14 protein-coding genes are annotated in these 15,728 nt (G+C 72.1%); 10 read left to right on the top strand and 4 right to left on the bottom strand.

Translation table 11 applies throughout. From position 1 onward, the window contains the following. From ACFE86_RS07525 to ACFE86_RS07510, 4 genes are all read right to left on the bottom strand, one after another. Complete coding sequence (locus ACFE86_RS07525; protein WP_375454711.1) at window positions 1–2,010, bottom strand: TonB-dependent receptor; 2,010 nt, start codon at window positions 2,008–2,010, stop codon at window positions 1–3. A gap of 323 nt (window positions 2,011–2,333) precedes the next feature. After that, the gene (gene nikR, locus ACFE86_RS07520; RefSeq protein WP_375454710.1) at window positions 2,334–2,789 is read right to left on the bottom strand and encodes a nickel-responsive transcriptional regulator NikR; all 456 of its coding nucleotides are present in this window, start codon (window positions 2,787–2,789) and stop codon (window positions 2,334–2,336) included. 70 nt (window positions 2,790–2,859) lie between these two features. Further along, on the bottom strand, window positions 2,860–4,551 hold the full coding sequence (locus ACFE86_RS07515) for an acyl-CoA synthetase (protein WP_375454709.1): 1,692 nt from the start codon (window positions 4,549–4,551) through the stop codon (window positions 2,860–2,862). A 154-nt stretch (window positions 4,552–4,705) separates the two neighbouring features. Continuing rightward, window positions 4,706–5,356: a PAS domain-containing protein gene (locus tag ACFE86_RS07510; protein WP_375454708.1), complete on the bottom strand. Its 651-nt coding sequence runs from the start codon at window positions 5,354–5,356 to the stop codon at window positions 4,706–4,708. 530 nt (window positions 5,357–5,886) lie between these two features. Between ACFE86_RS07510 and ACFE86_RS07505 the strand changes: the two genes are divergently transcribed. The 10 genes from ACFE86_RS07505 (at window position 5,887) to ACFE86_RS07460 (ending at window position 15,545) form a co-directional block, all read left to right on the top strand. Next, on the top strand, window positions 5,887–6,534 hold the full coding sequence (locus ACFE86_RS07505; protein ID WP_375454707.1) for an AAA family ATPase: 648 nt from the start codon (window positions 5,887–5,889) through the stop codon (window positions 6,532–6,534). Then, window positions 6,518–6,835, top strand: a complete 318-nt coding sequence (locus ACFE86_RS07500) for a ribbon-helix-helix domain-containing protein (protein WP_375454706.1) — start codon at window positions 6,518–6,520, stop codon at window positions 6,833–6,835. The genes ACFE86_RS07505 and ACFE86_RS07500 overlap by 17 nt, the downstream gene beginning before the upstream one ends. Before the next feature lie 392 nt (window positions 6,836–7,227). After that, the gene (locus ACFE86_RS07495; RefSeq protein ID WP_375454705.1) at window positions 7,228–8,445 is read left to right on the top strand and encodes a septal ring lytic transglycosylase RlpA family protein; all 1,218 of its coding nucleotides are present in this window, start codon (window positions 7,228–7,230) and stop codon (window positions 8,443–8,445) included. A gap of 276 nt (window positions 8,446–8,721) precedes the next feature. Continuing rightward, window positions 8,722–9,942 carry a D-alanyl-D-alanine carboxypeptidase family protein gene (locus tag ACFE86_RS07490; protein WP_375454704.1) on the top strand — a complete coding sequence of 407 codons (1,221 nt, stop codon included), beginning with the start codon at window positions 8,722–8,724 and terminating at the stop codon, window positions 9,940–9,942. A 40-nt stretch (window positions 9,943–9,982) separates the two neighbouring features. Continuing rightward, the gene (gene tmk, locus ACFE86_RS07485; protein WP_375454703.1) at window positions 9,983–10,684 is read left to right on the top strand and encodes a dTMP kinase; all 702 of its coding nucleotides are present in this window, start codon (window positions 9,983–9,985) and stop codon (window positions 10,682–10,684) included. After that, window positions 10,674–11,735: a DNA polymerase III subunit delta' gene (locus ACFE86_RS07480; RefSeq protein WP_375454702.1), complete on the top strand. Its 1,062-nt coding sequence runs from the start codon at window positions 10,674–10,676 to the stop codon at window positions 11,733–11,735. The genes tmk and ACFE86_RS07480 overlap by 11 nt, the downstream gene beginning before the upstream one ends. Before the next feature lie 60 nt (window positions 11,736–11,795). Beyond that, complete coding sequence (metG, locus tag ACFE86_RS07475) at window positions 11,796–13,346, top strand: methionine--tRNA ligase (RefSeq protein WP_375454701.1); 1,551 nt, start codon at window positions 11,796–11,798, stop codon at window positions 13,344–13,346. 54 nt (window positions 13,347–13,400) lie between these two features. Next, window positions 13,401–13,697: a hypothetical protein gene (locus ACFE86_RS07470; protein ID WP_375454700.1), complete on the top strand. Its 297-nt coding sequence runs from the start codon at window positions 13,401–13,403 to the stop codon at window positions 13,695–13,697. Between the two features lie 209 nt (window positions 13,698–13,906). Continuing rightward, the gene (locus ACFE86_RS07465; RefSeq protein ID WP_375454699.1) at window positions 13,907–14,698 is read left to right on the top strand and encodes a TatD family hydrolase; all 792 of its coding nucleotides are present in this window, start codon (window positions 13,907–13,909) and stop codon (window positions 14,696–14,698) included. A 43-nt stretch (window positions 14,699–14,741) separates the two neighbouring features. Beyond that, window positions 14,742–15,545, top strand: a complete 804-nt coding sequence (locus tag ACFE86_RS07460) for an MBL fold metallo-hydrolase (RefSeq protein WP_375454698.1) — start codon at window positions 14,742–14,744, stop codon at window positions 15,543–15,545. Window positions 15,546–15,728: the final 183 nt, after the last annotated feature.

Here is a 15,728-nt window from a genome sequence, read left to right as displayed (position 1 = left end):
TCAGAACCGTCCCGCTAGCGTCAACCGCACGGCGGTCGGCTCCACGGGATGGACATGCCGGTCTGCGACCCCGTCGGGGCCTTCGCCGGGGAGCCGCGAGGCGTAGAAATAGGTGATCTGGTCGGCCTTGGCGTTCGTGAGGTTCAGCACGTCGAGCGACAGGCTCATCCCGTTGTCGAAGGTGTAGCCGAGGCGGCCGTTGAGCAGAGCCGTCGGCCGTGAGCGGACCGAGTTGTCCTCGATGAGCGGGCGCGGGCCGAAGTAGCGCAGGCGCAGGCTTCCGAACCAGCCGGGCCCCTCGCCGAAGGTGAGGCCCGCCGCGGCGATGGTGGTCGGCGCCTCGGGGATGCGGGCGCCGGCCGGGTCGGTGTCCGAGAAGCGGGCGTTGGTGACGGTCAGATCCCCTTCCAGCGACAGCCAGGGGGTCACGGCATAGCGGTTCGTCCACTCGACGCCGAAGCGGCGGCTCGGGCGGCTCGGTTCCGTGGTGCCGGTGTCGCCCTGGAACAGGTTCTCGGAGGCGAAGTCGAGCCGGAACAGCGCCACCGCCGTCTCCAGCCCGGCGATGCTCCGGTTGCGCAGGCCGACCTCGTAGCCGGTCGAGGGCACGAGGAAGGGCGAGCGGCCGACGTTGAACAGGGGGCTTGCCGGATCGACGGTCGCGGTGACGCCGCGCGCGTCGTTCGAGTGGAAGCCGCCGCCGTAGTTTGCGAAGACTTCGGTGTCGAACCAGGGCCCCAGCACCAGCCCGAGCTTGGGGTTGACGATGCCCTCCCGCGCTTTGCCGGAATTGGCCGCCGTGTCGGAGGCCACGTCGGCGTGGTAGGCGTCGGCGCGCAAGCCCACGCTGGTGCGCAGCCAGTCGGTCCAGCGCACGCGGTTTTCGTAGTAGAATGCCGCGCTCGCCTCCAGCACCCGGTCGTCGAGGACGCCGGAGCGGAACCGGCGGTTCGTGGTGTTGAACAGTCCGACGCGGATCGCGTCGGTCCGGGTCTGGAGGCCGACCTCGTTCTCCATGGCCGACCCGAACAGCGCGCCTTGGAACACGCGCGCGACCTCGCCGCCGCCGAGGATGCGCTGGTCGACCTGATGGAACTGGTCGCCGTTCACCGGATCGTTGAGGGCGTAGGTGAAGTCGTTGAACAGGTTCATCCGGGAGCCGATCACGTAGGCCGAGGCCCGCGTGATCCCGCCCGCGTCCGTCCGGCTCCAGCGTCCGGAGAGCGACAACCGGCTGGTGTCGCCGCCGTCGCTCGGGTTCAGGGTGCCGAACCGGCCGATGACCCCCTCCGAGACCGCGCGGGCGGGGATCTGGTTGGTCGCGGTCCAGCGCGCGGCATAGGCCATGCCGGTGATCGCGAACCCGTCCGTCGCGGTGCCCTGGCCGTAGCGGGCGACGCCGTTCACCTTGCGCAGGGCGTCGGGCACCGCCCACGGCCCGTCGTAGACCTGCGCCTCGCCGGCCACCAGCAGGGTGCCCGCCCCGAGCGGGGCGGAGGCGATCGACAGCGCCCGCGCGTGGCCGAAGCTGCCGAAGGTGGTGAGCGCGAGGCTGCGCTCGGTCCGGTCGAGGTAGTCGATCCGCACGGAGCCCGCCGAGGCGAAGTCGCCGTCGCGGACGAAGTAGGGTCCCTTGTGGAAGTCCACCGCGCCGACCAGTTCGGGGATCAGGAAGTTGAGGTCGGCATAGCCCTGCCCGTGGGCGTGCGTGCGCATGTTGACCGGCATGCCGTCGACGGTGAGGGCGATGTCGGTGCCGTGGTCGAGGTTGAACCCGCGCAGGAAGTACTGGTTGGCCTTGCCCTCGCCCGAGTGCTGCGTGACGATCAGGCCGGGCACCGCCTCCAGCACCTCGCCCGGCCGGGTCACCGGGCGGCTGTTGAGTTCTGCACCCGTGACGACGCCCGCGCTCGCCGCGTCCACGGTCCACAGCGCGCCGCCGATCCCGGTCGTGCCGCCAACGATCGCCGCGGGCCCGGTCGAGGCCGGAACGGCCGCCTCCGCCGTCACGGAGATCTCGTCCAGTCTCGTCTCGGCCGGTGCCGCCCGGGCGGCGCCGTATCCGGCCAGGAGCCATGATCCGGCCAGGAGCCAAGATCTAGCTGGGAGCAACGCGCCCGCGGCGCGTGGCAGCCTGCGCGCGGGAGGCGGGTGCGATCCGGGATCGGGGCGGGCGGCCCTGGCGACGGGTCGGACGACGAGAGGTGGCACCGCAGGTCCGGGGCGAGCGTGGCTGTCCCGCCAGAGTCGCATGCCGCGCGTATGAGGAACATATGAAAACCTCACACGTCCGGCTTAAGCCGCCCCCTGTTGCAAATGGGACGGCCTGCCGTTCAGCCGCGCGCGGCGCCGGGCGCCGGGGGAGGGTCGCCGTGCCCGGCCTCGTCCTGCCCGGCGCCCTCGGGGATGAGGTGCAGGTGGCCGTAGCGGACGCCGCGCTGGGTGGTGACCGTGTCGGCGAAGCCCTGCATCGCGGAGACCGACCCGCGCAGGACCGCCACCTCGAGGCAGTCGTCCCGGCCGAGATGGACGTGCAGGCTGGCGATCGAGACGCCGTGATGGTGCCCCTCGCCGGTCAACCGGCGCGCGAGGTCGCGGGTGCCGTGGCTGTAGACGTAGCTCAGGGCCCCGTAACAGGCCGGCGAAGCGCCGTCGGCCGCGACCGGCGCCGCCGCATCGCGAACGATGTCGCGGATCGCCTCCGAGCGGCTGCCGTAGCCGCGCTGCTCGCACAGCCGGTCGACCCGCGCCAGCAGGTCGTCGTCGATCGTGATGGTGATGCGCTGCATGCCTGGTCCGTCTCCGCGCCGGAGCGTCTGGTAACGGGATGGGCCGGTGGTGAACAGGCTGCGGCCGGCCTCACGCCTCCCGCGCCCGCGCCCGGAGCAGGTACTTCTGCACCTTGCCCGTCGAGGTCTTCGGCAATGGGCCGAACACCACGTGGCGGGGCAGCTTGTAGGCGGCGAGCCGCCCGCGGCACCACGCGATCAGGTCGGCGGCGCTCGCCGCGCCCTCCGCCTTCAGCTCGACGAAGGCGCACGGCGTCTCGCCCCACTTCGCGTCGGGCTTGGCCACCACGGCGGCGGCGGCGACCGCCGGGTGCTTGAACAGGGCGTCCTCGACCTCGATAGACGAGATGTTCTCGCCGCCGGAGATGATGATGTCCTTCGAGCGGTCCTTCAACTGGACGTAGCCGTCCGCGTGCCTCACCCCGAGGTCGCCGGTGTGGAACCAGCCGCCCGCGAATGCGGCCCGGGTCGCGGCCGGGTTCTTGAGGTAGCCGCGCATCACGACGTTGCCGCGCATCATCACCTCGCCCAGCGTCGTCCCGTCGGCCGGGACCGGTTCGAGCGTCTCGGGGTCGCGCACGTCGAGCCCTTCGAGGACGGGATAGCGCACGCCCTGGCGCGCCTTCTTCGCGGCCTGGGCGTCGGCGGGCAGCGCGTCCCAGTCCGTGTGCCACGCGTTGACGACGGCCGGGCCGTAGCTCTCGGTCAGGCCGTAGAGGTGGGTCACGGCAAAGCCCGCCTCGCGCATGCCGGCGAGCACCGCCTCGGGCGGCGGTGCGGCGGCGGTGAGGAACGCGACCCGGTGGGGCAGGGGGCGGCGCTCGGCATCGGACGCGTTGATCAGGAGCTGCATCACGATCGGCGCGCCGCAGAGATGCGTGACGCGATGCTCGGCGATGAGCGCGTACATCGCCTCGGCCCGGACCTCGCGCAGGCAGACATGGGTGCCGGCCACGATCGACAGGGTCCAGGGGAAGCACCAGCCGTTGCAGTGGAACATCGGCAGCGTCCAGAGATAGACCGGGTGCTGGCTCAAGGCTCCGGTGATGACGTTGCCCAGCGCCAGCAGGGCCGCGCCGCGGTGGTGGTAGACCACGCCCTTCGGGTCGCCGGTGGTGCCCGAGGTGTAGTTCAGCGCGATCGCGTCCCACTCGTCCTCGGGCATCGCCCAGTCGTGCTCGGGATCGCCCTCGGCGAGGACGGCCTCGTAGTCGAGCGTGCCGACGCGCTCCGTCGTGCCCGCGAAGTCCTGGCTCGTGAAGTCCTGGCTCGTGAAGTCCTGGCTCGTGAAGTCCTGGCCCGCCCATTCCGGGTCGTCGTAGTCGATCACCAGCAGGGCGCGGCCGGCCTGCGCCAGGGCCGGGCCGGCGACCCGGGAGAACGCGCGGTCGGTGATCAGAACCTTGGCCTCGCCGTGCCGGAGGCAGAAGGCGAGCGCGGCGGCGTCGAGGCGCGTGTTGAGGGTGTTGAGCACGGCCCCTGTCATCGGCACGCCGTAATGCACCTCGACCATCGCCGGCGTGTTGGCGAGCAGCACGGCGACGGTGTCGCCGCGCCCGATGCCGCGCCGGCCGAGCGCCGAGGCGAGGCGGCGGCAGCGGCCGTAGAGCTCCGCGTAGCTGCGCCGCAACGGCCCGTGGATCACCGCGACGTGGTCCGGAAACACCCGCGCCGCCCGGTCGAGATAGGCCAGCGGGGTCAGCGGCTGGTGGTTGGCCGGATTCCGGTCGAGGTCCCGGTCGTAGATCGTGTCGCGGCGCATGGCGGCCTCCCGGCAGAGTCGCGTCGCGCAGACCTTTGCCGCGCGGACCCGTGCCGCGACCGTAGCCGACGGGTCCGCGCGATCAATCCCGGATGCCGATCACGCCGTCCCTGCGGCCGCGGGAGGGGAGACGCCCGCGATCCGCGGCGGCTCCTCAGTGGCGCCGCCCGGCCTTGGGATCGTGCGGGACCTTGGGATCATGAAGGACGTCGGGATCGTGCAGGACGTCGGGATCGTGCAGGACGTCGGGATCGTGCAGGAACTTGGCGAGTTCGAAGCCGATCTCGATCATCAGGCTGTCCACGAGCCTGGTCAGGTTCGGGTGGCGGAGCCCGTCGGCGAGCGTCCGCAGGGCGATGGCGTGCTCGGCCATGCGGTTCACGAGGCGCTCGGTCTGGTGGAGGTCGGCCGCCTGACCCTCGGTGAGGTCGATGGCGATGCCGCGCCCCCACGTCGTGCCGCCGGTCGCATCGCGCTCGACCCGCCCGCGCATCAGGAGCCGGCGCACGCCGGCCTGCGATTCGACGGTCCTGAACGCGGCCTCCATCGGGCCGCCGCTCTCGCCGACGGCGTGCAGGTAGCTCTCGATCCGGGTGCGGTCGTCGGGGTGGGTCCTGTCCAGGAAGGTGTCGATCGGCACCCCGCCGGCCGCGATCTCCGGATCGAGGCCGAGCAGGGCGGCGAAGTCCCCCGACAGGGTGAGCCGCCCGGCCCAGTGATCGTGCACCCAGGCGCCGACCACGCCGGAGGCGTCGAGGATCGCCTGCAACTCCTCGCTCGGATGCGGGTTCGGGGCGTCAGGCATGCAACTCCTCAAGCCGTTGACCCGGAAATAATAAACCTGAGGTCTGTTATGGAGCCCGCGACCGTCACGGCGAATCCAGTCTAAGGCATAGACAGCCTTGTGGAAAGGTCAGACGCCTCCCGTGCCGTGCAAATAAACCTGAGATTGCTGAAACGCGAGGCGACCCGCCCGCGCGCCACCGGGCCCGGGACCGGCCGCGGCGTTCCGGCATCGGAGGAGCCTGTGACCCGGGTCTCGGGCTTAAGGGTCTCTTAACCATGATCCGCGAGACCTCGGGATCAAGGCATCCCTGGGTCACAGGATCGCGGCCCGGGCCGCGATCGGCGTAACCCTAGGTTGTTTCAATCGGAGCCCCGGCAACTTCGGCGGCCGGGGCGAAGAACGGGGGATCGCGGCGCCGACGGCCCGCGCGACGTCAACGCGAAGACCGCGGCGCGCGCATCCGGCCGCGACGCCGCACCCGGACTCTGAGCCAAACAGCCCATCCAAGCCAAACAGCCATCCAAGCCGCCACGCGCAAGGGACGTCCGATGAAAGCGATCACCTTCGTCACCCAGAAGGGAGGCAGCGGCAAGAGCACGCTGTGCATCTCGCTCGCCGTCGCCGCGCAGGAGGCGGGCCGCTCGGTCTGCATCCTGGAGATGGACCGGCAGGCCACGATCTCGGACTGGCTCGACCACCGCACCGCCGAAGGCCCGGAGGTCGCCCAGATCGACGCCACGCAGATCGACGCCGTGATGGCCCAGCTTCGCGAGTCGGCCTACGACTACGTCTTCATCGACACCCCCGGCGTCGATTCCACCGGCACCCTCTCGGCGATCCGCGCCGCCGACCTGTGCATCATCCCGTGCCGGCCGACGCCAGCGGACCTGCGCGCGTTCAAGCCGACGCTGGCCGCGGTCTACCGGCTGGAGAAGACGTTCGCCTTCGTGCTGAACCAGACGCCGCCGCGCTCCTACCGCATCCGCGACGCGGCCGACGGCCTGGCCGTGCTCGGCATCCTGCCCGACGTGAACATCGTGGCGCGCACCGACCACCAGGACGCGATCGGCGTCGGCCAGGGCGTCACCGAGTTCAATCCGAAGGGACAGGCGGCGGGCGAGGTGCGCCGGCTGTGGTCCTGGATCGAGAAGCGCACGCAGGCGGGGAGGACGATGAAGCATGTCGAAGCCGCCTAAGCTCAACCTCGCCTCGATCGTCGCGGCCTCGGTGCCGGCCGGGCGGCCGGCGCCCCAGACCGCCGAGATCGTCCGGCTCGATTCCCGCGTCCCGCCTCCGCGGCGCGGCGCGGCCACCCTGAAGCAGCGCGCCCGGCAGATGTCGGTCTACCTCGAGCCGCCGGTCTACGACCAGTTGCGCGACCTCGCCTTCGCTGAGCGCACCAAGATGCACGCGATCATGCTGGAGGCCCTCGACCTCCTGTTCAAGCAGCGCGGCACCCGCTCGATCGAGCAGCTCTCGGAGCAGACCCAACGCTGAACTTTCGCCGTCCTGCGAGCGGGTTGCGCGGACGGCCTGGCGTGACGAACGAAGGCCGTGCGGCACGTTCGCGCTGCCCGCCGGTGGGAAGAGGACGGGACGAATCCCGCATCCGCGGGGCCTGCAAGGGGGCCTGAAGGGGGCGGGCAAGGGGGCCGGCAAGCGACGCGGGACGGTTGCCCGAGCGCCGCCGCAGGCTCCAAGCCTGTGCATCCCCGAGCCGAATCCGTTCGGGCACCCGGGGCGTTCAGGCTTCCTTTACGCCGTTCGGCCGAGTGTCGGCTCGTCCCGTCGCGGCCCGCTTCGCTTGGAGCGGACCGCCCGGGTGCCCCGGCCCCGCCTCATCCGCGTGCCGGGGCTCGGCGTGTGGCGTACAGGCGGACCCGGTTGGCATGGCGCGTTCGACGCTTCTTCGGATCATCGGCACGCGCCGCGACCCGATCCGCCGCATCCTCGCGGTGTCGGCGGTTGCGCTGGCCGCCGCCAACTGCAGCACGAACCCTCAGAAACTCGCCGGCGCCACCGGCAACGGCCTCGACCCGAAATACGGGGTCAAGACCAGCCCGCGCCTCTATAACGAGGGCGACGTGATCCCGAAGGGCGGCGGACGCCGCTTCTCCGGAAAACCCTACGTGGTCGCCGGCCGCACCTACGTGCCGCGCGAGGACGCCCGCGGCTACGTCCGCGAGGGGCTGGCCTCGTGGTACGGTGCCGCCTTCCACGGGCGGATGACCGCCAACGGCGAGGTGTTCGACCGCCACTCGATCGCCGCCGCCCACCCGACCCTGCCGCTGCCGAGCTACGTCCGCGTCACCAACACCGCCAACGGCCACTCGATGGTGGTGCGCGTCAACGACCGCGGTCCGTATCACGCCGACCGCGTCATGGACGTGTCGGAGGAGGTCGCCCGCGCGCTGGCGTTCCACAACAAGGGCACGGCGCACGTGCGCGTCGCCTATCTCGGCAAGGCCTCGGTCGCCGGCAGCGACGACCGCAAGCTGCTCGCCACGCTCCGCACCGACGGCGGGCCGGCGGGCGCCCGCGCGCCGGTGATGATGGCCGATCTCGGGGCCTCGGAGGAGCCGGAGCGTTTTTCGCGGTCGGCCCCCGCGCCGCTGGCCTTCAAGCCGCCGCCCGAGCGCGACGCGCCTGAAGCGGCGCCGCCGCCGCCGCGCGCGCCGATCGTGCTCGCGGGCGCGGCGGTCGCGGTGCCGCCCGCCCTGCAGCCGACGGCGACGCGCGCCGGCACCTTCCGGCCCGCGCCGGTTCAAGTGGCCGGGCCGAACCCCTCCGGCGGGCGCGAGGGACCGCCCATGCCCCTGCACGCCGCCTCCATGAAGGCCGTGATGCAGGCCGTGCCCGCCCCGGTCCGCGGACGGCTCGCACCTGCGCCCGTTCGCCTCGCGGCCGGCAGCGCCCGGCCGGCCGTCGGGATCGCCGCCGGCCAGCCGGCCGCGTCCGCGGCGATGCCGGTCTCCGCCAAGCTCGCCATGGCCCGCCTCGCCGCCGCCGCGGCGCCGCCCCCGCTCAAGCCCGGCCTCAAGGCCGGCGCCCCGAAGGCGGTCGCCCAGGCGGGCACCCGGCACGCGCGGCTCGCCGAGATCTATTGAGGCGCCCGTTCGTCCGCTGCCGCCCGGGTCGCGGCCGCGCGCTTTCGCGGCCGCGGCCGGATCGGGTTCCTTCAGGCCGCCGTTGATCGCGGGTCCTGCGATCCCGGACCGTGCGCCCGCGCGCCGGCATCGAACGCCGGCGCGGGCATCCGCGGCGTTTTGCGTTCGATCGGGCGGGGAAACCGTAATATGGTCACGCTTGTTGTCCGTGCGTGTTCCAAAGGTGTTCCAAGAGAGCGGCGCGCCGGCCCCGGCCGGCGCTTGCGGGAGACGGCGATGCGCAGGATTCTGGTCACCCTACTCGCCGCATCCTGCGCGCTCGCGTCCGGCCTGCCGGTCCGCGCCCAGAGCTTCCAGACGGCGGCCCCGCACGCGATCCTGATCGATGCCGATTCCGGCTCGGTGCTGTTCGAGAAGGCGGCCGACGAGCCCTTCGCCCCGGCCAGCATGGCCAAGCTGATGACCACCGACATCGTGTTCGACGCCCTCAAGTCCGGGCGCCTGACCATGGACACCGAGTTCACCGTGACCGAGGACGCGTGGCGCCGGGGCGGGGCGGGGGGCGGGGGCTCGTCGATGTTCGCCCAGGTCAACAGCCGCATCAGGATGGCGGACCTGCTTCGCGGGCTCGTCGTGCAGTCGGGCAACGACGCGGCGATCACCATCGCCGAGAACATGGCCGGCACCGAGGAGGCGTTCTCCGGGATCATGAACCGGCGCGCGCGCGAGATCGGGCTGACGCGTGCGACCTTCCGCAACGCCACCGGCTATTCCGCCCCCGACCAGAAGGTCACCGCACGCGACATGGCCAAGCTCGGCCTGCACATCATCGACACCTACCCGGACCTGTACAAGATCTTCGCCGAGCGCGAGTTCACCTGGAACAAGATCAAGCAGCAGAACCGCAACCCGCTGCTCACCCTCGACATCGGCGCCGACGGCCTCAAGACCGGCTACCTGGAGGAGTCCGGCTACGCGCTCACGGCGTCCGCGGTGCAGGGCGGCCAGCGCCTGATCCTGGTGATCTCCGGCCTGAAGACCGCGCGCGACCGCGCGGCGGAGGCGCGCAAGCTGATGGAGTGGGGGTTTCGCGCCTTCGAGCCGCGCCAGGTCTTCGCGCCGGGCGAGACGGTCGCCGAGGCCGCAGTGTTCGGCGGCGCTGCCGGCTCCGTGCCGCTCGTCGCGCGGAAGCCGGCGCGGGTGCTGCTGCCGCGCGGTTCCGCAGACCGCATCACGGCGCGCGCCGTCTACCAGGGGCCGCTCGTCGCGCCGGTAGAGGAGGGCCGCGAGGTCGGCCGCCTGCGCATCCTGCGCGGCGAGGCGGTGGCGCTGGACCAGCCGCTCTATGCCGGCGCCGCGGTGGCGGCGGGCACGATCCCGCAGCGGGCCATGGACGCGGCGCTGGAACTCGGCACCGGCCTGATGCGCCGCGCCTTCGACAAGGCCGGGGGCAAGGGGGTCGAGAAGGGGGCCGAGAAGGGGCCCAACCCGTCGTGATGGTGCTAGGACGCGATCGGACGCGGCCGCGCGTGCATCCATGACCGCGCCGACACCGCCCGGCGTCTTCATCACCTTCGAGGGCGGGGAGGGGGCCGGCAAGTCGACCCAGGTGTCGCGGCTGGCCGCGACCCTGCGGGCGCGCCGGACCCTCGTGACCACCCGCGAGCCCGGCGGCTCGGCCCGCGCCGAGGAGATCCGCGCCGCGCTGCTTGCCGGGATCGCCAAGCCCTACGGGCCCTTCGCCGAGGCGCTGCTGTTCTCGGCCGCCCGGATCGACCATCTCGACCGCCTGATCCGGCCCGCCCTGCGCGGCGGCGAGGTCGTGCTCTGCGACCGCTTCATGGACTCGACCCGCGCCTACCAGGGCGCCGCGGGCGGGCTCGATGCGGCCACCGTCGCGGCGCTGGAGCGCGTCGTCGTCGGGCGGACCCGGCCCGACCTCACCCTCGTCTTCGACCTCGACCCCGAGATCGGTCTCGCCCGCGCCCGGGCGCGGGGCGCGGGGCAAGGACAGGGGCAGGGGCAGGCGGCACCGGACCGCTTCGAGGCCGAGGCGATGGCCTTCCACGCCCGGCTCCGCGCGGCGTTTCTCGACATCGCGAAGGCCGAGCCGGCGCGCTGCGCGCTCATTGATGCGGCGCTGTCGCCTGATACCGTCGCGGACGCGGTGCGGCAGGCCGTGGCCGCGCGCCTGCCCGGCCTCCTCGATCCCGATGCGAAGCGTACCGATGCCGCCTGAGCGTGCCCCCGACGACGTCGAGCCCGGCGACCTCGCCGGCATCCTCCGCCCGCGCGCGGCGACGCGGTTCGTCGGCCATGCGGCGGCGGAGGCCGCGCTCAGTGAGGCCATCGCCTCGGGCCGCCTGCACCATGCCTGGCTGATCGGCGGTCCCGCCGGCATCGGCAAGGCGACGCTGGCCTATCGCGTCGCCCGCCGCCTGCTCGCCGACCCCGAAGGCGTCTCGCGCGCGCCGGGTCTCGACGTGGAGGCCGGCCATCCGGTGGCGGCCAGGATCGCGGCGCTCTCGCACCCGAACCTCGTCGCGCTCCGCCGCCACCGGGTGCCGACGGCCAAGACCCTGCCGACCAAAATTCCCGTCGATGCCGTGCGCAAGGCGCTGGAGCTGTTCGGATCGACCGCGGGCAATGCCGGCCACCGCATCTGCATCGTCGACAGCGCCGAGGACCTCAACGCCAACGGCGCCAACGCGCTGCTGAAGATGCTGGAGGAGCCCCCGGCGCGCGCGCTGTTCCTCATCGTCAGCCACGCGCCCGGCCGCCTGCTGCCGACGATCCGCTCGCGCTGCCGGGCCCTGGCGCTCCGCCCGCTGAGCGCGCCGGAGGTGGAAGCCGTGGTCGCCGGCTTCCCCGCGCCGTTCCCGGCGCCCGCGGCGGAGGCGCTGGCGCGCGCCGCCGCCCTGTCCGAGGGCTCGGTGGCCCGCGCCGTCGCGATGCTCGACCCGGCGATGTGCGGGCTGGTCGCCGAGGTCGAGACCCTGCTGTCGCGCCTCGACCACCCCGACTGGGGCCGCGTCCTCAAGCTCGCGGAAAGACTCGCGGGGCGGGAGGCCGAGCCCCTGTTCGCCGCGAGCCTTGCGGCCGTCGAGCGGTTCGTCGCGGCCGAGCTCCGCCGGCGCCAGGCCGAGCCGCCCGCGCGCCTTGCGGCCCTGGTCGAGGTGTGTGAGAACTTCGGCCGCACCGCTCGGGAGGCCGCGATCTACAACCTCGATCGCCGGCCCGTGATCCTGTCGCTGTTTGCCGACCTCGCAGGTGCCGTCCGGACCGTTTGATTTGTCAGTCGGCGTCGGCGCACCTATTCCAGGCCTGCTGACGTGATGGAAAAGCGCCCGGTGACCAAGACCTTCAGCATCACCACGGCGATCTCGTACCCGAACGGCGCGCCGCATATCGGCCACGCCTACGAGGTCGTCGCCACCGACGCCATCGCCCGCTTCAAGCGCCTCGACGGCTACGAGGTGCTGTTTTCCACCGGCACCGACGAGCACGGCCTCAAGATCCAGCAGGCGGCCACGCGCGCCGGCACCACCCCGCGCGCCTTCGTCGACGGCATGGCCGACCGCTTCCGGGCGGTGGCCGACCGCCTCGACTGCGCCTACGACCGCTTCATCCGCACGACGGAGCCGGCCCACTACGCGGCAGCGCAGGCGCTGTGGCGGCGGATGGAGGCCGCGGGCGACATCTACCTCGACACCTATGCCGGCTGGTACTCGGTGCGCGACGAGGCCTACTACGACGAGGCCGAGACCCGCCTCCTCGACGACGGCACCCGCCGCAGCCTCGCCACCGACACGCCCGTCGTGTGGATGGAGGAGGAGAACTACCTGTTCCGGCTCTCGGCCTACGCCGAAAGGCTGCTCAAGCTCTACGAGGACCAGCCCGGCTTCATCGGCCCGGAATCGCGCAAGAACGAGGTCGCGAGCTTCGTGCGCTCCGGCCTGAAGGATCTGTCCGTCAGCCGCACCACCTTCGACTGGGGCGTGCCGGTGCCGGACCGGCCGGGCCACGTCATGTACGTCTGGGTCGACGCGCTGACGAACTACCTCACCGTCACGGGCTTTCCCGACGACGACGCGCGCAAGAAATTCTGGCCGGCGGATCTCCACGTCATCGGCAAGGACATCGTCCGCTTCCACGCGGTGTACTGGCCGGCTTTCCTGATGTCGGCCGGCCTACCCCTGCCCAAACGCGTCTTCGGCCACGGCTTCCTGCTCTCCAGGGGCGAGAAGATGTCCAAGTCCCTCGGCAACGTCCTCGACCCGATGGAGCTCGCCGACACCTACGGCGTCGATGCGGTGCGCTACTTCGTGCTGCGCGACGTGCCCTTCGGCGGCGACGGCAGCTACAGCCACGACGCGATCATCACCCGCATCAACGCGGATCTGGCCAACGACCTCGGCAACCTGGCGCAACGCTCGCTCTCGATGATCGCCAAGAACCTCGCCGGCGCGGTCCCGGAGCCCGGCCGCTTCACCGAGGCCGACGAAGCCCTGCTCGCGGCTGCCGACGCGCTGCCGGCCAGGGCCCGCGCCCTGATGGCCGACCTCGCGCTGCACACCATCCTCGCCGAGATCTGGGCCGTTGTGGCCGAGGCCAACCGCTACTTCGCGAGCGCGGAGCCGTGGCGCCTGCGCAAGACCGACCCGGCGCGGATGGGCACTGTCCTCTACGTCACGGCGGAGGTGCTGCGCACCGTCGCCATCCTGGTGCAGCCCTTCGTGCCGCGCTCAGGCGGCACCCTCCTCGACTTGCTCGCCGTGCCCGCAGACCGGCGCAGGCTGGCCGACGTGGGGGAGGGCGGGCGTCTCGTCGCGGGCACCACGCTGCCGGCTCCGAGCCCGGTCTTCCCGCGGTTCGAGAGGCTCGAGGCGCCGGCTGCGTGAGTGCGGTCCCTGGGCTATAGGGAGCGCACCGAGCCGCCCGGACGATGACGCGCCATGAACGACGAGCTACCGACCCCCGACAACAACCTCGTGCTGCGTCAGGTCCAGGGCATGCGCCGCGAGATGCACGAGATGCTGGAGCGCCAAGCGCGGGCCATCGACCTCGTCGCCCGTCTCGGCGAGCGGATGGAGCGCGGCTTCGACGATGTTCGGCGTGAATTGCGCGAGGTGAAGTCGGATCTCGTCCTGATGGAGAACCGGGTCCTCACGGCGCAATCCGACATTCTGAAGGTGGTCCTACACCTGGACGAGGGGCAGGAGTCTCGGGACGGCGTCGGGTCGACGCCCTGACGCATGCGGCTTCGGGAAAGCTATGGACATGCCGGACTGGATCACCATCCCCCCTCGGCGTCCTCGCCGGGATCGGAACCGTGGCCTGCGCATTGGCCTGGGCGTTGCGGCCGCGCCGCCCCGGTACGCGAAGTCGGCTCGCTCCGCCCTCGGGCCGAGAAGACCCGCATGACTTTTCTTGAGAACGAGCGAGGAACGCAGCCCCCTTCATGCTGATCGACAGCCACTGCCACCTCGACTTTCCCGAATTTTCCGCCGACCTCCCCGGCGTGATCGCCCGCGCCGAGGCCGCGGGCGTGACCCGGATGCTCACGATCTCCACGCGGATCGCCAAGGCCGGCACCTACCGCGCGATCGCGGAGGCCCACGCCGCCGTCTGGTACACGGTCGGCACCCACCCGCACGGGGCCGGGGAAGAGCCGGACATCCCCGCGGACACCATCGCCAGCCTGACCCGACACCCGCGCTGCGTCGGCATCGGCGAGGCGGGGCTCGACTACCATTATGCCGACGCGGCGCCGGAAGCCGTGCAGGAGCGGGTGCTGCGCGCCCACATCGAGGCCGCCCGCGCCACCGGCCTGCCGCTGGTGATCCACGCCCGCGACGCCGACGACCACATGGAGCGGGTGCTCTCCGAGGAGATGGCCCGCGGCGCGTTCGGGGCGGTGCTGCACTGTTTCTCCTCCGGCGCGCGGCTGGCGCAGGCCGGCGTGGACCTCGGCCTCTACGTGTCGTTTTCCGGGATCGTCACCTTCCGCCGCTCGACCGCGTTGCGCGACATCGCCAAGACCGTGCCGCTCGACCGCATCCTGATCGAGACCGACGCGCCCTTCCTCGCCCCCGAGCCGCATCGCGGCCGCACCAATGAGCCAGCCTACACGGCCGACACCGCCCGCTCGCTGGCCGGGACGCTCGGGCTCGACCCGGGCGACCTCGCCCGGCGCACCACGGCGAACTTTTTCCGCCTGTTCTCCAAGGCTTCGGGTGGCGCTGACGGGTGACAAGCGCGACCATCCTCGGATACCACCCGAGCGGGAGGTCCGGATGGCGACGCTGACCCTGCGCATCCTCGGCTGCGGCTCGTCCGGCGGCGTGCCCCGCGTCGGCTACGGCTGGGGCGCCTGCGATCCGCTCGACCCGAGAAACCGCCGCCGCCGCTGCTCCCTCCTGGTCGAGCGCCGCGAGACCGAGGCCGTCACCACGCTCCTCGTCGACACATCGCCGGATCTGCGCGAGCAGCTCCTCGCGGCGCACGTGCGCCGGCTCGACGCGGTGCTCTACACCCACGCGCATGCCGACCACACCCACGGCATCGACGACCTGCGCCCGCTGGTGATCCAGATGCGCGCGCGCATCCCGGTCCATGCCGACGCGCTCACGGCGTCGCTGCTGCAGGCCCGCTTCGGCTACTGCTTCGAGACGCCCGCGGGCAGCGCCTACCCGCCGATCCTCGACCTGCGCGACCTTCCCGTCGGGACGACGACCGCGGTGCAGGGGGAGGGCGGCGCGATCGAGGCCGAAGCCCTGCCCGTCGAGCACGGCAACGAGGCGGCGCTCGGATTCCGCTTCGGGCCGGCGGCCTATATCCCCGACGTCAGCCTGCTGCCCGCCGCGAGCCGGTCGCGCCTGTACGGCCTCGACGTGCTGATCATCGACGCCCTGCGCGAGACGCCGCACCCGACGCACTACTCGGTCTCGGACGCGCTGGCGCTGATCGAGGCCGTCGCGCCGCGGCGCGCGATCCTGACCAACCTCCACACCGACCTCGACTACGCGACGCTGGCGACCAAGCTGCCGCCGAACGTGGTCCCGGCCTGTGACGGCCTGACGGTCGTGATCGACCTCTGACGGTGCCCGGGACCGCTACCACGGACATGGTCCGGGAGGGCGACGGCGGCCCCCAGAGACCATCACGTTTCGCCGGCTCGAAAAATCTCGGTTTCCTCTGTTGACGTGCTGTGGCGACATCCGTATACCCCTCTTCATTGGCGCCGGCCGCGGAAGTGGCCCGGGCGCTGAGGCATCTTTTGA

Source organism: uncultured Methylobacterium sp. (assembly GCF_964244095.1).
Taxonomy (GTDB): Bacteria; Pseudomonadota; Alphaproteobacteria; order Rhizobiales; family Beijerinckiaceae; genus Methylobacterium.
Note: the sequence above shows the minus strand (reverse complement) of the source record. Positions and strands in the feature narration are given on the sequence as shown.